Below are 21547 nucleotides of genomic sequence, written 5' to 3' on the forward strand. Positions count from 1 at the left end.
TTTGCCTTGACGTGAGACTGAAAAAAATACCGGAGCAGAGACTATGAGAGCCCTTACCTACCACGGCCCGCATCGGGTCAGCGTTGATAACATGCCCGACCCGACGATTGAAGCCGCAGACGATATTATTCTGCGCGTAACGGCCACCGCTATCTGTGGTTCCGATCTGCATCTTTACCGCGGAAAAATTCCCAGCACGGAGCATGGCGACATTTTTGGCCACGAGTTTATGGGCGAAGTGGTGGAAGCAGGCAGTGGCGTGACCAAAGTCGCAAAAGGCGATCGGGTGGTTATTCCCTTTGTGATTGCCTGCGGCGATTGTTTTTTCTGTCATCTGCATCAGTATGCCGCCTGTGAAACCACTAACAGCGGCCGCGGTGCCATTCTGAACCCGAAAAAAATCACGCCGCCCGCCGCGCTGTTCGGCTTCAGCCACCTTTATGGCGGTATTCCCGGCGGACAGGCGGAATACGTGCGCGTGCCGAAAGCCAACGCCGGCCCTTTTAAAGTGCCGGACACGCTGTCGGATGAGAAAGTACTGTTTCTTTCCGATATTCTGCCCACGGCCTGGCAGGCGGTACAGAACGCTGAAGTCAAACAGGGTTCCAGCGTGGCTATCTTTGGCGCCGGCCCGGTTGGCTTACTCAGCGCCGCCTGCGCCAGACTGGCGGGCGCCGAGCAGATTTTTATGATTGACCATCATAACTACCGACTGGCCTTTGCGCGCGAGCGCTATGGCGTTATCCCGATCAATTTTGATGAAAATGACGATCCGGCCGCCTGGATTATTGAAAATACCAAAGGCCATCGCGGTGTGGATGCGGTGATCGATGCGGTAGGGTTTGAGGCCAAAGGCAGCCTGACGGAAACCGTGCTCAGCAACCTGAAGCTGGAAGGCAGCAGCGGCAAAGCGCTACGCCAGTGCATTGCGGCCGTGCGCCGTGGCGGCATTGTCAGCGTACCGGGCGTTTATGCGGGCTTTATTCATGGCTTCCTGTTCGGCGATGCCTTTGATAAAGGGCTGACCTTTAAAATGGGTCAGACTCACGTTCACGCTTACCTTCCCGATCTGCTGAAACTGATCGAGCAGGGCCACCTGAAACCCGAAGAGATCGTTACCCACCATATGCCGCTGGAAGAGGCGGCACGTGGCTATGAGATCTTTGAAAAGCGTCAGGAAGACTGTCGCAAGATTATCCTGGTGCCGGGAATGGCAAGCGCCCAGGCAACGGTTTAATTAATCTTAAGCCCGCCACAGTATCTGTTGGCGGGCAAAACGAACTGTTTTTCCGTAAAGTACCGCCGCTATTTTTGGAAGCCTGACGTTTCCAGATGCTTTACCTCCGGCGACTTTTTAACAGCTCGCCAGCGTGGGTCGTTGATAACGTTCATAAGTTAACTATTTGTTAATTATATTTTTCCCCTCTGTCTGTGACCGCTGTCTCAGAATATTCCTTGAAAAGGATATTCTCCCCTTCTTGCCTTCCGAAATGCTCAGACCAGGCTAACCTTATTCCTGTAGCTTTACAGAGTGTGAATTTGCACTTTCTTTCCTGTTATTGAAATGGAGTGAAATATGACCATCAAGACGCTGGAAGATTTATTTATTCATGACCTGTCGGATGTGTATAGCGCAGAAAAACAAATCTCTCGCGCCCTGCCTAAAATGGCGCGTGCCGCTACCGATGAAAAACTGGTAGCCGCTTTCAAACAGCATCTTGAAGAGACTCAGGGCCAGATAGAGCGTCTGGACCAGCTGGTGGAAAGCACCGACGGCGTGCGCATTAAGCGAATGAAATGCCACGCGCTTGAAGGCCTGGTAGAAGAAGCCCAGGAAATTATTGATTCCGTGGAGGCTGGCCCGGTTCGTGACGCTGGCCTGATCGGCGCGGCGCAAAAAGTCGAGCACTATGAGATTGCCACTTACGGCACGCTGCGCGCGCTGGCTTTAAAGCTGGGCTATAAAGAGGCTGCTCGCCTGCTGGGCGAAACGCTGGAAGAAGAGAAGGCCACTGACGAGAAGCTTACCGTCATCGCTGAGCAGCAGTAACGCCAGAAGCTGGCCCCCGGAAAATAATTCAATCAAGAGGTACACCATGACAACGCATGAAGAGAACTATTTAGCCTGGGTGAAAGATGCGCACGCGATGGAAAAACAGGCGGAAAGCATGCTGGAAAAACAGGCAGAACGTCTTGAGCATTATCCCGATCTGAAAGCCCGTATCGTGCAGCATATTGAAGAAACTCGTCAGCAGCAGGCGCTGGTACAGTCGGTTATCGACCGCTACGATACTTCAAATTCCGTCTTTAAAGATACCATGGGTAAACTCACCGCTTTTGGTCAGGCGATGGGCGGCATGATGGCGGATGATGAAGTCGTGAAAGGCGCTATCAGCAGCTATGTGTTTGAGAACCTGGAAATTGCCAGCTACACCTCGCTGATTGCGGCGGCTGAACTGGTTGGCGATACCGAAGGCGCAAGAATTTTCGCGCAGATCCGCGAGCAGGAAGTGGCAATGGCCGACTGGGCGCTGAATCATCTGCCGGACGTTACCGAGCAGTTTATGACGCGCGACGCCGCGCCGGGCGTAGAAGCGAAAAAGTAACGCCTCTTCCTTAAGGCAAAAAAAATCCGGGAACCTGCGTTCCCGGATTTTTTATTTATGCCTGCATCAGATTTTCGTCGGCTGAATAGCCAGCGGATTCATGCGCAGCGACTGATAGTAATCGAACCAGTCGTGATACTTATCGGCGTTCTGCCACAGACGATAGTGCATTCTGGAAAGCGTCACCGGGTCGCTAATCAGCGCCAGACGACGATCGCGATCCAGTTTCGCCGGTGACTCGCTCAGCGCCTGCTCGACACGGCGATCGCGGGCGAATTCCAGAATATCGCTTTTCAGGTGGCGCGAAGTGGCCATCGCGCTGGCCAGTGCGTTGAACGACGGATTGAACAGCGCGTGCATAAAGCCATCTTTCAGCGCACGTTCACGGTTCAGCGCGTTGTAGCGATCGGTGTCGACCAGCTCTCTCGGCGGCTCAAACTCTTCCGGGATCAGGAACAGATTAGCGCGTTTCGACGCCATTCCGGTCGTGGAGCGGCTTGAATACACCGACACGAAAGGCGAGAGGATCAGCGAGAAGACGATCGGTGCCAGCCACCACAGGAAGTTCAGATCCAGCCAGCCCATGCCTGCCGCCCAGACGATGCCAAGCGCCATCTGGGAACCGTGACGTTTAAACGCCTCGCTCCATGGGGTCGCATCGTCATCGCGCTGCGGCGAGTTCCAGACCACTTCCCAGCCCAGGAAGGCGCTGACCACGAACACCGTATGGAACAGCATACGCACCGGCGCCAGCAGGACGGAGAACAGCACTTCCAGGAACAGCGAAACGGTTACGCGCACCACGCCGCCATAAGGCTTCGCTCCCTTGAACCACACCAGGATGATACTGAGCAGTTTAGGCAGGAACAAGAGCACCATAGTGGTGGAGAAGAGCGCTATCGCCAGTTCGGGACGCCACTGCGGCCAGACCGGGAAAAGCTGTCTTGGCTGCAGGAAGTACTGCGGCTCCATCAGCGTATGCACCACCTGAAGCGCCGTTGACAGCGCCAGGAACAGGAACCACAGCGGCGCCGACAGATAGGACATCACGCCGGTCAGGAACACCGCACGGTGTACCGGATGCATCCCTTTAACCAGGAACAGGCGGAAGTTCATCAGGTTGCCGTGACACCAGCGGCGGTCGCGTTTCAGCTCGTCCAGCAGGTTTGGCGGCAGCTCCTCATAGGAGCCGGGCAGATCGTAAGCGATCCACACGCCCCAGCCCGCACGGCGCATCAGCGCGGCTTCCACAAAGTCATGCGACAGGATAGAACCGGCGAATGAGCCTTCGCCCGGCAGCGGTGCCAGCGCGCAATGCTCGATAAACGGCTTCACGCGGATAATGGCGTTATGGCCCCAGTAGTGCGACTCGCCCAGCTGCCAGAAGTGCAGACCGGCAGTGAACAGCGGCCCGTAGACGCGCGTGGCGAACTGCTGGCAGCGCGCATAGAGCGTGTCCATACCGGAAGCTTTCGGCGAAGACTGGATGATACCCGCGTTCGGGTTAGCTTCCATCATACGCACCAGGCCGGTCAGACATTCGCCGCTCATGACGCTGTCCGCATCCAGTACCACCATGTAGCTGTACTGGCTGCCCCAGCGGCGGCAGAAGTCATCGATGTTGCCGCTTTTACGCTTCACGCGGCGGCGGCGGCGGCGATAGAAAATGCGCCCTTCCCCGCCCACGTCACGTACCAGCTCCATCCACGCTTTCTGCTCGGCCATCGCGATGTCCGGGTTGTAGCTGTCGCTGAGGATATAAACATCGAAATGCTGCTGCTCGCCCGTTCTGACCACGGACTCCCAGGTAGCCCGCAGGCCAGCGAAAACGCGTTCCACATCCTCATTACAGATCGGCATAATCAGCGCGGTACGATGTTCCGGGTTAATGGGATCGTTATCGTTACTGTTGTACGAGATACTGTATTTGTCTTTGCCGATCAGCAGCTGTAAAAAGCCCATCAGCGCCGTCCAGAAGCCGGCGGAAACCCAGCAGAACAGCACGGCAAACAGGAACAGGATCCCGGTTTGCAGCACGTACGGCAGAATTTGCAGCACCGACTGCTGCCAGTTCTGGTTGATCATCTCCATAGGATCGATCAGCGCCCAGCCCTGATAAGGCAGAATGGTTTTCATGTACCAGGTGGCGATCACCGTTTGCGCGATGGTCAGCAGCAGCAGGATATAGCGGCGAATCGATCCGACGTGACGCCATTTATCTTCTGCACGCTGCTCTTCGGCATTGGCATAGCGCGGTTTGGTTTTATGCCCGCGCAGAGAATCCCACGCGCGTGACACCGGGTTAGTACGCCAGGCTTCCGGGTACATAGAAGAACGCGTGTGGGGCGGCATCGCCTTCAGCGTGGTGCGATGCAGCGCATCTTCGGCAAACTGTTCGCCTTTACCCACGGCATCCGGCCACGTCATCTCAATCCGCGATTTCACCGAAGCCAGCGGCGCGTCGTCCGCGCGCTCCGGCATTGGCGGCTCGCCCAGCGTCTGATGCAGCTGGCTAAAAGCCGCCTCAGACTGGTCAGGCAGCGCGTTCAGCAGCGCCTCTTTCCGCTCCGCGGGCAGAGGCAGCGCATCAATATAATCAGCGTTAGTCTTATTCATTGGCAGGCAACTGATAGCTCCAGGTTTCGGTCAGCGTTTTGTCGCCGTTAACCAGCGCAGCACGCATCTCTGTAGGCTGTTTGTTGTCCTTAACGCGTAGACGGATCACCAGACGCCAGCCTTTGGTGACCGGATTGTAGCGAACGCTGTTTTCCACCAGCTCGCCGTTATTACCGATGCTGACCTGAGGCGCAACCGGCGTATCGGCCGGCAGCTTGCTCATATCCTGACCGGCGAAGTCGACGATAAAGGCGACCGTGCCGTCCGGCTGACGAACAAGGTTAGACTGTTTCACATCGCCGGTTGAGCGCAGCGTATCTTTTACAAACGCCATATCCGGCGAGTGCAGCTGGCTTTCGTCGCGGGTAAAGTGCAGACGATACTTAAAGTTCATCTCTTTGCCCGGCTCCGGCAGACTTTCCGGCGTCCAGTAGGCCACGACGTTGTCGTTGGTTTCATCAGCCGTCGGGATCTCTACCAGTTCCACCCGTCCTTTGCCCCACTCGCCCTGCGGTTCAATCCAGCCGCTTGGGCGCAGATCGTAACGGTCGTCCAGATCCTGATACTGAGAGAAATCGCGGCCGCGCTGCAGCAGGCCGAAGCCTTTTGGATTCTCTACGGTAAAGGTGCTGACCGCGAGGTGTTTAGGGTTATTCAGCGGACGCCAGATCCATTCGCCGTTGCCGGCATGGATCGACAGGCCGTCGGAATCATGCAGAGCAGGACGATAGTTAACCTGCGAGGAAGGCTGGTTAGCGCCGAACAGGTACATGCTGGTCAGCGGCGCTACGCCCAGTTTGCCGACTTTATCGCGCAGGTAGACTTTCGACTGTACGTCGACAGTGGTTTCTTTACCTGGCGTGATAAGGAAGCGATAGGCGCCGGTCGCGCGTGGCGAATCAAGCAGCGCGTAGATCACCAGATGCTTGTCGGCCGGTTTTGGTCGTTCTACCCAAAACGTTTTAAAACGCGGGAATTCCTCGCCGGAAGGCAGCGCGGTATCAATAGCCAGCCCGCGCGACGAAAGACCGTAAACCTGACCAGCCCCGATAACGCGGAAATAGCTGGCACCCAGGAAACTGGTGATCTCATCGTCTTTTTTATTTTTACTGTTAAGCGGATAAAGCACTTTAAATCCGGCAAACCCAAGGTTTTTGACGGTTTCAGGATCGTGCTTAACATTGCCGAAATTAAAATAGTCCGGTGAATATTTAATCTCATGAACGGTAGACGCCGTCACTTCATTAATTTGCACCGGCGTGTCGAAGTACATGCCCTGGTGATAGAACTCCAGCTTGAACGGGGTTTTCAGCTTGCTCCACCAGGCTTTATCGCGATTGAACTGGATCTGCTGATAGTCAGCATATTTCATCTCGCGCAGTTGGGAAGGTAAATTGCTTTTGGGCGCTTCATACCCTTTCCCGGCCAAATCTTTCGCCTGTTTTGCTACATCATCAATGCTGAAAGCCCAGCCGGAGCTGGCATACATTGACAGCAAAACCGTTGCGCCAATCAGACGCAATTTCATCAGTTTTGGCTTATTTTTCATTTTAATCAGCACATCCCCCCCTTTCGTGTGCTTAAATCAATCCCATCCATCTTAATGGATAATTCGCAATTCCGACAGCTCAACAACATTTTTGTTCCTCGCATTTGTTGCTTTTAGCGCCCTGTTCTCAACTGCTTAGCGGATACGGATTCCCCTGATAGTATACCTGTGTTTTCTCCACTAGAGTAAGCGGTAAGCTTTAGCGTGGCTCAGGGTGAGCAAACGCTGTAACGTGTTGAATATGGGACGAATATGACAAAACAATCCGGGCAGCGAGAATATTTTTTTGACTCGATCAGAGCCTACCTGATGCTTTTAGGCGTACCTTTTCACGTCTCGTTGATTTATTCCAGCCAAAGCTGGTCAGTAAATAGTCCGCACGCTTCCGAATGGCTTACGCTGCTGAATGATTTTATTCACGCATTCAGGATGCAGGTATTCTTCGTTATTTCAGGTTATTTCTCTTATATGCTCTTTTTACGCTACAGCCCGCAGTACTGGCTGAAGGTGCGTCTGGAGCGTGTAGGCATTCCGATGCTGGCGGCCGTGCCGCTGCTGACGCTGCCGCAGTTTTTTATGCTAAAGGCCTGGACCGCGAGAATTGGCGACTGGAGCCAGCTAACGCTTTATCAGAAATTTAATGCGCTTAGCTGGGATCTTATCTCGCACCTGTGGTTTTTGCTGGTGTTGGTTATGCTGACCCTGACCGGCGCATGGCTGTTTAAAAAACTGCGTGACGGCAGACAATTAACGGACTATTCCGAGCTGAACTGGACACGTCTTAGCCTGGCTATCCTGCTTTGCAGCGTGATTTGGGGAGCGATTCGGCGATTGCTGTTTATTTTCGAGCCGCAGCTGTTAAGCAATGCCCTGTTTAATTTTGTGGTTATGCAAACCTTGTTCTTCCTGCCCTTCTTTATACTGGGCGCGATGGCGTGGAAATATCCGGCGATTAAGGCCCTTTTAATTAAACCTGTGCCCTGGACGTTTATCGGTTCCGCGCTCGCGTTTGTCGCCTATATTGCTAATCAGACATGGAGTAAAGGCGAAGGCTGGCTCTATGAGATTGACGCCGTGGTATCAATGATGATGGGGCTGTGGATGGTTAACGTGGTGTTTTCATTGGGACATCGCCTGCTGAACAGCCATTCGCCTCGCGTGACCTATCTGGTCAACGCCTCCCTGTTTATCTACCTGGTGCACCACCCGCTGACTATCCTTTACGGTATTTTCCTGGTGCCGCATATCGGCAGCAATACGCTGGGCTTTTTCGCCGGTCTGGTGTTCGTCTTCGGTATCGCGTTTATGCTTTACGAGATCCATTTGCGGATCCCGGTGCTGCGCTTTCTCTTTTCGGGCAAGCTGCCGCAAAAATAGCGCCTGAAAACTGGCCCGGCGACGCCGGGCCTTTTATAACAGCCACTCTATAGGCAAACGCCAGACCAGCCGCACCAGCAGCCGCTGAATAAAACGCGTACCCGGCTCGTGACGATGAACGATCTCCTTATCGCCTTCTCCGGGATATTCCACCCAGTTTACCCTGCCCCATTTATCCAGCCGCAGCGTCCAGGCGCGGTCGCGGATCCGGCTGATAAAACGCTGATGGATGCTGGTGGCTAACGGTTCGCTTTCAATCACAAAACCCATTTCGGTATTGAGCATGGCCGAGCGGGGATCGAAATTAAACGAGCCGATAAACACCTTTTCACTGTCGACGCTAAAAGTTTTGGCGTGCAGACTGGAACCGGAGTTCCCGGTCAGGCCGCGATCGTGCGGCTTTTCACGTAGCCCGGTGTTAGGTTTCAGCTCGTAAAGCGTGATGCCGTGCCGCAGCAGCTTTTTGCGCCACTTGGCATAGCCTGCATGAACCACCGACACATCGTTTGCCGCCAGCGAATTGGTCAAAATCGCTATTTTTACGCCTTTTCTGACCAGCCCTAACAGCTGTGCCACGCCCGCGCGAGTAGGTACAAAGTAGGCGGAGATAATATCGAACTGCCGCTGGGGCTGGCCAATCACTTCTAACATACGCTGTGGCAGCAGCGTCGACGCTTTGGCACGGCCCAATCCCTTACGAGGATCGTCGCTGAGCAGGCGCGTTTTAGCCCAGGTAAGCGGCAGATCGCCCGCGGCCAGCTGCGTAGTAAAGGAGGAGACTTCAATACGTTGCAGATAGCGTTTCACCTGCGGGTTATTCAGCCACTCGGCGGGCAGCGACGCCGCTGCGCGTTCAGCTTCATGCTCAATATCCACCACTTTACTGAAGGGCTGCACGGCATGGCTTTCCCAGTAACGTTCAAAGTCATCCGTCACCTCGTTCACTACCGGGCCGATAGCCATCACATCCAGATCGGAAAAGAGCGGTTCGTCGCCGGCGCCAAAGTATTCATCGCCTACGTTACGGCCACCCACGATGGTGACTTCCCGATCGACGGTAAAACTCTTGTTGTGCATACGGCGGTTAAGCCGGGCGAAATCGGTGAGATAGCCCAGCGCGCGCAGCGTACGAAACGAGAAGGCATTAAACAGCCGAACCTGAATATTTTTATGGCGGCTCAGCTCGCTTAGCGTGTGGTCCAGCCCCATCGTATTGTTGTCATCCAGCAGCAGCCGCACCTGCACGCCGCGATCTGCTGCCGCCAACACGGCGCTGAACAGCAGACGGCCGGACATATCGTCCTGCCAGATATAGTACTGAATATCCAGCGTGCGTTCGGCGTTAGCCATCAGCTGATAGCGGGCGGCAAAGGCGTCCAGGCCCTCTTCCAGCGGATAAATGCCGCTGTGTTCAGGGTGACTCTCTACCAGAGAGGAAACGGCGCTCGTCAGCGACGCGCGCGCGGCTGGCTCATCTTCTGGCGCAAAAGCTTCAACCACGGTTCTTCCTTATTTTAACTTCCCGATATACAGGCGGTGAGGAACAATTCAGGCACTCTCTATTATTGTTCCAGTTATGGCAGATTGTCATGCGACTGTTCTGATAGCGGTGCGGCAGCAGTGATAAACATAGTCGTTAATACCAATTGGTCTAGACTTAGCGCATATCGCGCAGGTTTTGCTATGAGGAAAACGTCATGAGAGTAACGCATCCGCTGCCGTCTCAGAGGCGCGACCAGCCGCTGTTCAAAAGCTTTTTCCAGGGCAGTTTCGCCTGCTCCACCGCCTGTCGGGGCGAGGGAAAAAGAGTGGATCTGGTGATCAACAGCGGCCACGATATGCTGCTGGAGAAGGATTATGCACAGCTGGCGGCTAACCAGCTGCTCACCGCGCGCGACAGCGCCCGCTGGTATTTGATTGAAAAAACGCCGGGCAACTACGACTGGTCGACCTTTCTGCCTATGCTGCACGCCGCGGAAAACAACGGGCTGGAAATTATCTGGGAGCTGGCGCACTTTGGCTGGCCCGACGGCCTGGATATCTGGCAGCCGGCCTTTGTCGATCGCTTTGCCGCCTTTGCGCGTGCTATGGCTTGTCTGATGCGGGACGAAGGCTACGAGACGCCTTTTTTCACCCCGGTTAATCAGATTTCGTTCTGGGCATGGGCAGGCGCCGAAGCCGCGCTGTTTAATCCCGGCGTGACGGGCCGTGGCAAGGCGCTGAAGCAGCAGCTGGTCAGGGCTTCGCTTGCCGCGATGCGCGCTATTCGCGAAGAGCTGCCGGGCGCAAGATTTGTGCTGACCGATCCGCTGGTACATATCGCCACCCACGAAGCGTCAGCGGCCGCTCGCGAAGAGGCTCAGCGCCAGCACGACGCGCAGTTTGAGGCCTGGGATATGCTAAGCGGGCGGCTGATGCCCGAGCTGGGCGGCGATCCTTCGCTGCTGGATATTATCGGCCTTAATTACTATCCCGATAACCAATGGTATTTAAACGGCGATCCGCTTACGCCCGAACACGCTGAATATCGCGAGCTGTCCAGCCTGCTGCTGGAGGTCTGGCAGCGCTATCAACGACCGCTGCTGATAGCGGAAACGGGCGCGGAAGGCGATAAGCGCGCGCCGTGGCTGCGAAACGTCGTAGCACAGGTCATGCAGGCCAGGGATCAGGGTGCAGATGTGGAAGGCGTTTCGATTTTTCCGGTGGTGGACTACCCTTCATGGGCCGACGATCGCCGCTCGCCGGGCGGGCTGTTTGGCCTGCCTGATGCCAACGGCAACCGCACGATTTGCGAGCCCTATGCGCTGGAGCTGCGCAGCCAGCATATCAGGATGAAGTCTTTAGGGGGATAACGGACGAGGGCGGCGCGCACTCCTGCAGTGGGTAAGGCACCGGCGTGCGCCGCACGTCTGACAGCCAGGTCAGCGCAAAGATAACCGCCACGGCAATCAGCCCGGCGGCCAGCAATCCTGTGAGCGCCAGCAGGCGATCTTCGCGAGTGTCCATGCTCTTTTACCTCCATCCTGACAACCATTACGTCATTAATAACGTAACCAGTAGCACAAAGATTATCAGCGTAAAGGAAGCGACTGCAAGCACCACAATAGCAAAATGGGCATCGTCAAGCTGGTGACGCGACTCGCCGGAAAGGCTTTCTTGCGTTGGTTCTGTCATGTTAATCACTGTCGGCTGGCCTGACACGCTGCCAGCCCTGCTCTGTTAAATACGCAAGGCACTCCGGGCAAAGCGTTATCGTTCTGACAAGGCAGCGCATAAATAAAATTTACGCTTTAGCGTCGCTGATTCCTTCAGGTGTCGTACATCTGCCGCGCATAAAAAAGGAAGTGTATCATAATCCCTGCCTGGGGACGCAAAGATAAATAGCCTTATTTAATGCTACTATCGTCTCAATTTTGAACCCCGATTTTTATTTATCGATAATTAAGCTCACATATAATGCAATCCGCACGATAGTTTCATATTCGTTTAATAATAACAGACATGCACAATACGCCCCTCACCAGCATTGAGACCTGAGTTTATTTTCAATGAAAATTAATAGCAGCAACAATAAATATCAACAGAGAAAGAAAGTCTTTATTTTCCCTGAGCGGCAACAGCGCCAGAAAAGCAAACGCATAAAGCATACGTAGTTATTATTGCAAATTCATTACTACTGGAATAATTTATAGATGGCAAAGATAGTGATAAAGCTCAGCGTCCTTTTTATCCAGGGTAAATTTGTTACACAGCCAGCTCTGATGGCAGGTTTTCTTGTATTCGGCCAGCAGGCCCAGCTCGTGTAATATCCTTATCCAGCCTCGGGTACCGTATTGCGGCTTTTCGTAAATTTTTTCCCGGATGGCCTTAACATCAACCCGTAGAAGACAGGTATGTATATTGCCGTAATCAGGATGGATTTTGGTTGCGCCAATCTGTTCAAACAGCAAGTTTCTGATATAAAAAGCAGCCACTTTTTCTCTGACCTGCACCACGATGTCGTCCACTTTATCCACAAAAATGGCGTACATCATCGTCTTCAGATAAAGCATAAACACCAGGTTTTCCGTGCCCGCATCGCTCTTAATGGAGAGCGCGCCGATTTCCGTCACCTGTCGATGCTGGAGATTAAGCGTCTGCAGCTCTTCGGCAAAAAGCTTACTGCACGGCAGTTTATTATTTTTCTCTCTGATAACGCCTATCGTGCCTAACACCCGATCGCCTTTACGAGCCAGCAACAGCGTACTGTTTTTATCGACCAGTCCTTCATTATAAAGAAACAGAGCGCGATTTTTTTTAACGAATCCTTTCTTTGCATACTCTTCTTTTATTACATCCATACCCTTAAGAAAATCAATAAAGCCGCCCGCAGGCGAGACATCAATGTCGTTATCCAGTGATTTACTAAAGTTACAGATCCTTAGCGTACCGCGATGGAGCACCCCATCGCGCACGGCCTTTTTCAGGATGGAATCCCTTATTAAAGTCATGTCTTACCTCTCAGAGCAGCAGCGTGTACTCATAAAATATAATAAAGTATTGGCGCATGAAAAGCTAAGAATAATCTGAAGTAAAACAGGAAGGAAATAAGACGGGCGTTTAAAAAAAGAGGAGAGTCGGCTTCCCTGCCGGCCAGATAATAAAGCTTTAAGACAGACGTATCTTATTTAGTCCGTAAACGTTTTTTTTAGCTCTGTGCAGCGTGACGGCGATTGCCCAAAGCGCCACGACCGCCAGGAACACGCCCAGCCCCAGCATCGCCACAAAGCCGGCGAATCTGAACAGCAGCAGGCCCACGATACAGCCGGTCAAAAAGGAAAAGACGGTGGTCAGATGGGTATAAAGCTGTTTCTGCTGAAAGCGGCGCTCGCTGTAAGAAACATGGCTGATAAAGGAAGAGACGAACGAGCCTAAGGCGATACCCGCATCCGTCAGCGTGCCGGTGATGTGTGTCGCCCTGACCCGCCCGTTGGAAAGCTGCGTGGACGTCGAGTTATGGATGCCCATCAGGAAACCCAGCAGCACCGATATTTCCTTGTTATTGCCCGGCGAAAAGAAAGCCAGCTCAAAAACGGAGATCAAGGAGAGCACCACGCTTTCTGCCAGGATAATCAGGCAGAAAATGGTTCTGAAATTCTTTTTTAGTCCCGCCAGCACCATAAATCTTGCACAGACGGAGCCAATGACAAAAGCCGCGATCAGCACCGCCAGAAAAATCAGGCCTTGCATATCGGCGCTGAAAACTTCTGAGGAGATCTGCGAGGTGTTTCCTGTCATATGCGAGGGGAAAAAGCCAAACGCGCCCAGCGCCATAGCGTTCAAAATCCCTGCCGTGGTGGCCAATACTAACGCCAGGTAACGATCTTCCGTGTGGGACCTGACCTTCTTTTTCTTAATCAGCACATTGTTCACCATTGAGTTGCGTGGAAGGAAAAGAGATAACGTAGGGTCCTGACAGTAAAACAGAACAAGCTTTAGCTTTATATGGCGCTAAAAGTCATTACGGAGCCTGATAATTGTTCAGCCTCACTAAAGCTTAACGTACCTTTGTTAGACAAATGTAAATGTAGAGTAATGTTTCTTAATATTACCAGTAAGAACAATAAATTACAGATTAATCTGGAAAATTCAGCCGGGCTGCCGGTGAAAATTGAGACGGTTTAAAGCGAGACGCTCGTCCCTTTTTTGCAACGAACGCCTCGCTGATTTAGCAGGAAATAATCAGAAATCGTAGGCCATTGAAAGCTTAAGCTGGCGAGGGTTTCCCTGATAGATATAAGAGCCATAGCTTTCCACGCCCGACCAGTACTTCCTGTTGGTGACGTTTTCCACGCCCAGACGCCAGGTCATCTCGTTTTGCTGCACGCTTATGCGGTAGCGCAGCCCTAAGTCCAGCGTGGTGTAGCTGTTCAGCTTTTTGCTATTGGCGGCGTTGGCGTACTGCGAACCGGAATGCGTCACCCGCGCCAGCGCCGTCAGCCCTTCAACCGGTTTGATATCATATTCCGCGCCCAGCACCGTATAGAAGTTCGCCACGCCGATAGCGTTTTTCCCTTCGTAGAGGCCATCTTCCGTTTTGGTCATTTTTGGATCCAGCCAGGTGGCGCTACCGTTCAGCCGCACGCCGTAAACCGGTTCGCCGAAGAGATTCAGCTCCATGCCACGGTTGCGCTGCTCGCCGTAAAGCCCAAACATCTGCGTTTGCTGGTTAATAATGCCGGTTGGTTTTTTGATTTCAAACAGCGCCAGCGACCCGCCGAGACGACCGCTATCAAGCTTCACGCCCACTTCATTCTGTTTGGAAAGTGAAATACCGGTGACCTGTCCCGCGTTCTTTGCGTCGCTGGTGGCCGTGTCGCCCGGCTGCAGCGCTTCAATATGGTTAGCGTAAAGCGAAACCGTTTCCCAGGGTTTCACCACCAGCCCGTAGCCCGGCGTCCAGCGCGATTGGGTAAAGCGCGAGTCGGTATCTTCGATCGCCGTGCCGTAAGCATAGTTACGCACCACCACCTTCTGATGACGTACGCCTGCCGTCAGCAAAATCTTATCATCCAGAAAGCCGAGCGTATCGGCCAGCAGAACGCCCTGCGTACGGATCCGACTGGTGGGGCGAGGATCGTCAAGATCGCCGCCGAAATAGGTGTTGGCTGGCGCCGGTACGGCGGAGGTCTGATAGATATTGGTCGCCTGCGGCGTCAGTGCCATGCCATAAGCGGTTTTTTCACGTTTGGTCTGTGCCGAATAGCCGATGTTGACGCTGTGGCTGACGAAACCGGTGTGGAAATTACCGCGAACGCCGCCCATGCCGCTGAAGGCGTCGACATATTTATTGGTATCCATACGGCTGATGGTCGCCGATCCGTCTTCATCAAGCAGTTTCGGCGTACCGTAAGCGCCCATTTCGTGAGAGTGCTGGCCGCCCACGGCACCGTAAGCTGTCCAGCTGTCGGTGAGATCGTATTCCGCGCGCGCCATGCCAAATTCGCTTTCCAGGTTGCTGTAAACCCAGTTCTGGCTGTAGTTGCTGGTTGCGCGCGGCACGGCGGGAATAAAATCGACGCCGCTGACGTTAACGCCAATGCGCCCGCCGTGGAACGCCTGCTTCTGATAGCCAAGATCCAGCGAAGTGCGCAGCCTGTCGCCGCGATAGTCCAGTCCCAGCGAGGCTAATGTGGTGCGGCGCTTTTCGTTATCAATCGCCGTTTCACCTTCACGATGCAATACGTTGGCGCGCACGCCCCACTGGTTGCTGTCACCGAAGCGGCGTCCTACGTCCAGCGACGTCCCTGCCTGGGAAGAAGAGGTATAATCTACGCCCAGTTGAGTCAACGGCGCGTCTTCGGCATGTTTAGGCTCCAGGTTAATCATGCCGCCGACGCCGCTGGTGGCGGCACCATTAATCAGCGCGTTAGATCCCTTAAAGATTTCCACGCGATCCACCATCTGGGTAGAAACGACCTGACGCGGCATCACGCCAGGCAGCCCGCCGAAGGTCATATCGTCGCCGTCCAGATCGAAACCGCGAATGCGATAAGTTTCCGCAAAGTTGCCGTAGCCCTGCACGTTCTGTACCGAGGCGTCATTAGCAACCACATCCTTCAGCGTTTGCGCCTGCCGATCCTGGATCATCTTGCTGGTGTAGCCGATCACGTTGAAAGGCACATCATGCGCATTCTGCTCGCCAAGCATGCCCAGGCGGCCGCCGTTGGCGACCTGCCCTTCCAGATAAGCGGGCACCAGCTGGTCGCCGCCCGATTTGAAATTATCCGCGCCTGTGGCAATAACGGTCATGGTCTTGTCGGCCGGGACGTTGGCGGCGGCAGAGACTGTTTTTGCGGCGGCAGGCGTTTCTGCCGACATAGCTGGCATACCGGCGGACGCGATAAACGTCGCCAGCAACGTAAAATTGAAGCGGCGGTGAAACAGGCGTGTATGGGCCATGGCGGTTCCCTGATAGCAAGCTGAGTGATAATCATTATTATTCGGATTGCGATTATCTTTATAGCTACCGGGAATGCAAGCGGTAAACTCCACTTTTACCGCCACTTTAAGAGAAGTAATCCATTAGTTGCGCAGGGTTTTATCCGCTGCCAGCGTCTCCCGCCTGCCAGCCGCCGCCCAGCGCCCGATACAGATCTATCTGCGCCTGCAGTAAATTATTTTTTACCTGCACCAGGTTCAGCTGGGTGCTGAACAGCGTTCGCTGCGCGTCCAGCGCCTCCAGATAAGATGCGTAACCGTTCTGATAACGATTATTGGCAATATGCAGCGCTTCGCTCACTACCTGCTCCTGGGTTTGCAGCTCCGCCAGCTGCTCTTTATAGCGAGCAATAGCATCCAGATCGTTGTTCACCTCGCTGAAAGCGTTGCGCACCACCTTCTCATAGTTAAACAGCGCCTGATTGCGGGCCGCCATAGAGACATCGACCTGCGCCGTCAGCGCCTCGCGGTTGAGGATGGGCGCCAGCACGCTGCCGCCGATGCTCCAGAGCCGGAACGGATTATCCGCCAGCTGATGCAGCGCGGCGCTTTGCAGCGTGCCGCTGGCCGTCAAATTCAGCGAAGGCAGCAGGCGCGCTTTCGAAGAGGCCAGCGTGGCGTCCGCCGCCAGCAGCAGGCGCTGGGCCTGAACGATGTCCGGACGCCGCTGCAAAAGTTCGGAAGGCAGCAGAGAAGGCAGCTGCTGTGGAGCGACCTGCTTAAAACGGCCCTGTCGGGCGATTTCGCGAGGATTCATCCCCACCAGGATGCTGAGCGCATTCTCCTGCTGCGCAATCTGATGCCGCAGCACCGGGATCTGCGCTTTTGCCGTCTGGTATTCCGACTGCGACTGCACCCATTCCAGCCTGGAGGTATAGCCGGTTTCAAACTGCCGTTGCGCCAGCCGCAGCGAATTCTCACGCGTGGCGAGCGTCGCCTCCGTTACGCGCAGCTGCTCGTCCAGCGCCAGCAGCGTCATATAGCCAGAGGCCACCGAGCTGGCTACGGTCAACTCTGCGGCAGAAGACGCGGCCTGGATTGCCGCCAGCGAGGACTCAGCGGCCGCAATGTTGCTGCTGCGTGCGCCCCATAAATCCACCTCATAATTGGCCTGGAGCAACCCTTGAAATACGGCAGATTCATGGGGCTGGCCGCTGACCGACGAGAGCGCTCTGGCGTGGCTGGCGGAGCCGCCTGCGCTCAGCGTGGGAAAGTTATCACCCTCGGCCGCCCGCAGCTCAGCACGGTACTGATCGACGCGGGAGCGAGCGGTAAGGATATCCAGATTATGCTTCAGCGCCTGCTCAACCAGTACGTTCAGATCGCGATCGCCAAAGGCGCGCCACCATCCGGCTTCTACGGGTGAGGAAGGCCCGGCCTGATGGCGCCACTGCGCCGGAACGGGCAGCGATCCCGGCGCCTTTTCGACTTTGGTGGCGCAGCCGACGGGCAGCAGGATAACGATCAGCAGCGCCAGCGCCCGAGGCCTCATTTCGACTCTCCGGCGGCGGTATCGATATTCACCTCAACGGACATGCCGGGTCGCAGACGCTCTACTTTTTCGCTGGTAATGGCTATCCGCACCGGAATACGCTGGGCGATTTTGACAAAGTTGCCGGTAGCGTTATCCGGCGAAATCGCGCTGAACTCCGAACCGGCCGCAGGCGAAATATATTCAACTTTGCCCTGATACGTTTCGCCGTTCAGTGCATCGACGGTAAAGGTCACGGGCAGGCCAGGCCGGATATGCGCCATCTGCGTCTCTTTCATATTGGCAACGACCCACTTCTGCGGCGGCACCAGCGAGGTAAGCCGGGTGCCTGCCGCCACGTAAGCGCCCAGGCGAACGGCAATCTGCCCCAGCTGGCCGTCGCGCGGCGCGATAATCCGGGTATTGTCCAGATCGATCTGCGCCAGCTCCAGCGCGGCCTGCGCATTCGCCACGTCCGCCTCCATTGAGGCATGGTTAACAATCGCGGTTTGCAGATCCTGACGGGAAACTTCCAGCGTGGCTTTCGCCTGCTGTACTTCGGCCAGCGTCTGGGCATTGCTGGCGCGGGAGGCGTCGCGCTCGCGCACGGACAGCGAGCCGTCAGACACCAGATTCTCGACGCGCTTTAAATCCAGCCCGCTTTTAAGCGCCTGAGCTTTGGCATTTTCCAGCACGGCCTGGTTGCGGGCGATCACCGCCTGCGCGCTGCGCCGCTGCTGGACGTTGTTCTCCAGCGCCGCCTTTTTGATCGCCAGCTGCGCCTGCGCCTGATGCACCCGCTGCCGGTAAATACGATCGTCAATGGTCATCATCACCTCGCCCTTACGCACCGGCTGGTAATCCAGCACGTTGACGGCGGTGACGTAGCCGCTGACCTGCGGACTGATAAACGTGACCTGGCCGCGCACGTAGGCGTTTTCCGTAGACTGAACTGAACTGGTGAAAGGCGGCAGCTGCCAGGCATAAAGGATCACCAGCACCCCGACCAGGGCAATGCCTGCGCCCGTCACTATAGAGATGATCCGTAGCCTGTTATTGCGTTCACGCTCGGCGAGCTGGCTCTGTTCCTGCTGACTCATTCATTCCTCATTATTTTATTCGCCTGCAGCATCTGCCTTTCCGCTTCCGCTTCGCGTTTGGCCTGCTGCCAGTTGAGATAGCGCAGCCGCGACAGACGCCACAGTACCCAGATTAATGTGACAAAGGCCATGCCGGCCGTAAGAAGATAGGTATCGTTGTAAGCCAGCACGTTTGCCTGCAGCGTAGCTACCGTCTGTAGCTGCGCCGTACTCTGCGCGCTGAGCTGAGCGGGATCGCCGATCAGGCTGTTGAACAGCCCTGAATATTGCGACAGCCGCTCGGTGACGTTGGGATCCAGCAGGGAGAGCTGGTCGCCCAGCAGGCTGGAGTGATATTTTTCCCGCCACACCTGAAACGTTCCCAGCAGCGCCGATCCGATCAGGCCGCCCAGATTCTGGCTCATGCCGAACAGCACCACCAGGCTGACCAGGTTTTTCGGCTGGGTCACTACGCTGCCGATATTCAGCAGCAGCGCGGGCGCAATAAAGAAGGTGCTGCTGAAACCCAGCAGGAACTGGCTGAAATACATATTGTTGCCGCGGGTCAAAGGGCTTGACTGTGCGTCCATCAACGAGGCTACGATAATCAACAGCAGCGACACCACGATTGGCCAGCTAAGATGTTTAACATTGATGGTCAGCGCGCTGGTGGCGATGCCGGCAATCACCCCCAGCAGGATAGCCAGCGCCAGGCCCTGCATCTGATCGTTCAGCAGCCCGACCTGCTGTAAATAGCCAATAGCGCCGGTATTCTGCTCGGCCAGCGTGACGCGCAGCATCACCATCACGATGCCAAGACGGAAAATGGCACCGGTACGCAGCCAGCGCGTATTGATTAAGGGATTGCTGCGGTTATGTTCAAGCACCACGGCGGCAATCACCAGCACCAGCCCGAGCGCCAGACATACGCCCAGCCACGGCGTGCTGGTCCACCACTCAATGCGGCCCAGCGACAGCACGGCGCAAAACAGCGCCATACCCGGCGCCATCAGCATAAAGGTCAGAAAATCCTTCTTTTCAAACACCTTCATACGATCGCCCGGCGGCAGCTTCAGGATCAGCACCGCCCCCAGGCAGATCATCGCCAGCCCAAGCTCAAACAGGTAAAGACCACGCCACTGCTCCAGCTGCAGCAGCTCGCTGGAAAAGAGGCGCGCCAGCGGGATAGCCAGCTGTGAAGCGCCCAGGCCGATAGCCATCGCTTTTAAGCGATGCTTTGCCGGCCAGGCCTGCACCTGATAATAAATGCCCAGCGAGCTAAGGGCCGCGCCTACCATGCCGTGGGCGGCGCGCACGATAATCGCCGAGCTAAGATCGTTAACCAGCAGATGAAAGAAAGACACCAGCGCGTAAAGCACCAGGAAGGCTTCGGTAAAGGCGCGCAGACCATACTGCTGGCGGAATTTCACCAGCAGCAGGTTAATAGAAATGTTGCCCATCACGTAAACCGAAGGCAGCCAGGCTATTTCATTGCTGTAGGCGCCAAACACGCCCTGTAAATTGCTCAGGTTCGCCGTGACCAGCGCATTACTCAGCGCGCCGGTAACGGAAATCAGCAGTCCGATCAGACCAAAGGCGATGCGTTTTGGCGTGGGATGGAGAGGTGTTGAGGGCGATCCGGGCAGCATCGGCTTTTCGCCTGGCGCCCATTCGCGCGGCGCGAAAGGATCGGGACGGTTAGCGCGCACGCTATTTCGCCTCGGTCGCTTTCAACAGTTTTTGCAGCACTCGCTGTGCGACGATTAATTCGTCGCGGCTGATGGTCGCCAGCAGCTCGTTACGCAGCTTTTCTATCTCGCCCGCCAGCTGCTGATGCAGGGCCGTTCCCGCTGGCGTAATGGCGACCAGACGTTTGCGGCGATCTTCCGGCGGCTGCGTTCGCACCACCAGCTGCTGTTTAACCAGCCGATCCACCAGCGGCACTATCGTCGCCTCTTCCAGGCCCAGCGCCAGCGCCAGCTCTTTTTGGCTGACGGGCGCGGTTTGCGTTGCCAGCGTCGCTATCGCCATCCAGCTGCTGGTGGTTAAACCATCTTCTTTCACACGACGATCGATCGCCTGCCGCCAGGCCTGAGCAGTCAGGTGAAGCAGCCGGGAAAAGGTGAGATCCTGAATATTCAATATATAGAAGCCTGATAATTAGGTTGCTAACAAAAAACAGAGCATGATTATAATCAAGGATCATAGTCGACAGAAAGCGGTTTGCCGTGGTCCTGGGAAAATTATCGCAAAACAGGCTCTGCGCCTGCACGGCAAGCCAGCAGCCCGCGATAAAGGTTTTTTATTCCTGAAAAGCATTGACAGAATATAAAGCGAGGCGGCAGCGCCCCACCATACCAGAGCGGTTTAAATAGTTGCGGTGCCGGATAGTCAGGAAAAAGGGGTAACCATGTACGCATCATGATTTCAGACGGGGAATTTCAGGCGCAAAATATCGAACAAACTATGCGCTATGACAGAAAGGTTAAAATAGTTCCAGTGCCAGGTAATCAGGAAAAATGAATAGTCATGCACACACAAAAAAATGATGTCAGGCGGCATGTCAGGCGGGTATTTTCAGGCACAAAAAAACCGCCTTGCGGCGGCTTCACGACATTGCACAAAGTGCTTGTTTTTATTTGTTTTAATCGGTAGTCAAAGCGTGGTGCCCGGGGCGGGACTTGAACCCGCACAGCCATAAGCCGAGGGATTTTAAATCCCTTGTGTCTACCGATTTCACCACCCGGGCATGGGTGTAAAGTGGAGGCGCGTCCCGGAGTCGAACCGAGGTAGGCGGATTTGCAATCCGCTGCATGGCCACTCTGCCAACGCGCCTTTATTCTGCTTTGCTGCCAGCGCTACGCTGACC

General features: G+C 55.1%; 17 protein-coding genes and 2 tRNA genes. 5 read left to right on the forward strand and 14 right to left on the reverse strand.

Annotated elements, in window-relative coordinates:
• Positions 1 to 43 precede the first annotated feature (43 nt).
• The 3 genes from ACMGEE_RS04920 to ACMGEE_RS04930 all read left to right on the forward strand — a co-directional run bounded on the left by ACMGEE_RS04920 (position 44) and on the right by ACMGEE_RS04930 (position 2606).
• Positions 44 to 1237, forward strand: a complete 1194-nt coding sequence (locus ACMGEE_RS04920; RefSeq protein ID WP_253454634.1) for a zinc-dependent alcohol dehydrogenase — start codon at positions 44 to 46, stop codon at positions 1235 to 1237.
• Positions 1238 to 1576: 339 nt separating this feature from the next.
• Positions 1577 to 2050: a YciE/YciF ferroxidase family protein gene (locus ACMGEE_RS04925; RefSeq protein WP_125288642.1), complete on the forward strand. Its 474-nt coding sequence runs from the start codon at positions 1577 to 1579 to the stop codon at positions 2048 to 2050.
• A 46-nt stretch (positions 2051 to 2096) separates the two neighbouring features.
• Positions 2097 to 2606, forward strand: a complete 510-nt coding sequence (locus ACMGEE_RS04930) for a ferritin-like domain-containing protein (RefSeq protein WP_125288643.1) — start codon at positions 2097 to 2099, stop codon at positions 2604 to 2606.
• Between the two features lie 66 nt (positions 2607 to 2672).
• On the opposite strand, the gene mdoH is transcribed toward ACMGEE_RS04930, so the two are convergent.
• Both mdoH and ACMGEE_RS04940 read right to left on the reverse strand, forming a co-directional pair.
• Positions 2673 to 5222, reverse strand: coding sequence for a glucans biosynthesis glucosyltransferase MdoH (gene mdoH, locus ACMGEE_RS04935; RefSeq protein WP_253454635.1), 2550 nt, complete (start codon positions 5220 to 5222; stop codon positions 2673 to 2675).
• On the reverse strand, positions 5215 to 6753 hold the full coding sequence (locus ACMGEE_RS04940) for a glucan biosynthesis protein G (RefSeq protein ID WP_301251305.1): 1539 nt from the start codon (positions 6751 to 6753) through the stop codon (positions 5215 to 5217). The genes mdoH and ACMGEE_RS04940 overlap by 8 nt, the downstream gene beginning before the upstream one ends.
• A gap of 270 nt (positions 6754 to 7023) precedes the next feature.
• Between ACMGEE_RS04940 and mdoC the strand changes: the two genes are divergently transcribed.
• The gene (gene mdoC, locus ACMGEE_RS04945; protein WP_253454636.1) at positions 7024 to 8148 is read left to right on the forward strand and encodes a glucans biosynthesis protein MdoC; all 1125 of its coding nucleotides are present in this window, start codon (positions 7024 to 7026) and stop codon (positions 8146 to 8148) included.
• 33 nt (positions 8149 to 8181) lie between these two features.
• On the opposite strand, the gene ACMGEE_RS04950 is transcribed toward mdoC, so the two are convergent.
• Positions 8182 to 9648, reverse strand: coding sequence for a phospholipase D family protein (locus ACMGEE_RS04950; protein WP_394149898.1), 1467 nt, complete (start codon positions 9646 to 9648; stop codon positions 8182 to 8184).
• Between the two features lie 197 nt (positions 9649 to 9845).
• Here ACMGEE_RS04950 and ACMGEE_RS04955 point away from each other — a divergent pair, with 197 nt between their 5' ends.
• Complete coding sequence (locus ACMGEE_RS04955) at positions 9846 to 11000, forward strand: beta-glucosidase (protein WP_436829762.1); 1155 nt, start codon at positions 9846 to 9848, stop codon at positions 10998 to 11000.
• Here the strand turns inward: ACMGEE_RS04955 and ACMGEE_RS04960 are convergent.
• From ACMGEE_RS04960 to ACMGEE_RS05010, 11 genes are all read right to left on the reverse strand, one after another.
• Entirely contained in the window at positions 10975 to 11154 is a 180-nt protein-coding gene (locus ACMGEE_RS04960) for a hypothetical protein (RefSeq protein WP_436829763.1), read from the reverse strand. The genes ACMGEE_RS04955 and ACMGEE_RS04960 overlap by 26 nt on opposite strands.
• 27 nt (positions 11155 to 11181) lie before the next feature.
• Positions 11182 to 11322, reverse strand: a complete 141-nt coding sequence (locus tag ACMGEE_RS04965) for a hypothetical protein (RefSeq protein ID WP_199746402.1) — start codon at positions 11320 to 11322, stop codon at positions 11182 to 11184.
• A 512-nt stretch (positions 11323 to 11834) separates the two neighbouring features.
• Positions 11835 to 12638 carry an N-acyl amino acid synthase FeeM domain-containing protein gene (locus ACMGEE_RS04970; protein ID WP_301251174.1) on the reverse strand — a complete coding sequence of 268 codons (804 nt, stop codon included), beginning with the start codon at positions 12636 to 12638 and terminating at the stop codon, positions 11835 to 11837.
• A gap of 157 nt (positions 12639 to 12795) precedes the next feature.
• Positions 12796 to 13551 (reverse strand): YoaK family protein, encoded by a 756-nt coding sequence (locus ACMGEE_RS04975; protein WP_436829764.1) that lies wholly within the window; start codon positions 13549 to 13551, stop codon positions 12796 to 12798.
• Positions 13552 to 13869: 318 nt separating this feature from the next.
• Positions 13870 to 16089 carry a TonB-dependent receptor gene (locus ACMGEE_RS04980; protein WP_436829765.1) on the reverse strand — a complete coding sequence of 740 codons (2220 nt, stop codon included), beginning with the start codon at positions 16087 to 16089 and terminating at the stop codon, positions 13870 to 13872.
• 139 nt (positions 16090 to 16228) lie between these two features.
• The gene (locus ACMGEE_RS04985; protein ID WP_301251178.1) at positions 16229 to 17620 is read right to left on the reverse strand and encodes an efflux transporter outer membrane subunit; all 1392 of its coding nucleotides are present in this window, start codon (positions 17618 to 17620) and stop codon (positions 16229 to 16231) included.
• The gene (locus ACMGEE_RS04990; RefSeq protein WP_301729747.1) at positions 17617 to 18699 is read right to left on the reverse strand and encodes an HlyD family secretion protein; all 1083 of its coding nucleotides are present in this window, start codon (positions 18697 to 18699) and stop codon (positions 17617 to 17619) included. The genes ACMGEE_RS04985 and ACMGEE_RS04990 overlap by 4 nt, the downstream gene beginning before the upstream one ends.
• A complete protein-coding gene (locus ACMGEE_RS04995) occupies positions 18696 to 20327 on the reverse strand; it encodes an MFS transporter (RefSeq protein WP_301251306.1) in 1632 nt (543 codons plus the stop codon). The genes ACMGEE_RS04990 and ACMGEE_RS04995 overlap by 4 nt, the downstream gene beginning before the upstream one ends.
• A 61-nt stretch (positions 20328 to 20388) precedes the next feature.
• Positions 20389 to 20820 carry a MarR family winged helix-turn-helix transcriptional regulator gene (locus tag ACMGEE_RS05000; RefSeq protein ID WP_253454643.1) on the reverse strand — a complete coding sequence of 144 codons (432 nt, stop codon included), beginning with the start codon at positions 20818 to 20820 and terminating at the stop codon, positions 20389 to 20391.
• 521 nt (positions 20821 to 21341) lie between these two features.
• Positions 21342 to 21427 (reverse strand) — tRNA-Leu (locus tag ACMGEE_RS05005).
• A 12-nt stretch (positions 21428 to 21439) separates the two neighbouring features.
• Positions 21440 to 21513, reverse strand: a tRNA-Cys gene (locus ACMGEE_RS05010).
• Positions 21514 to 21547: the final 34 nt, after the last annotated feature.

It is taken from the genome of Erwinia artemisiae (genome assembly GCF_051400835.1).
GTDB classification, from domain to species: Bacteria; Pseudomonadota; Gammaproteobacteria; order Enterobacterales; family Enterobacteriaceae; genus Erwinia; species Erwinia aeris.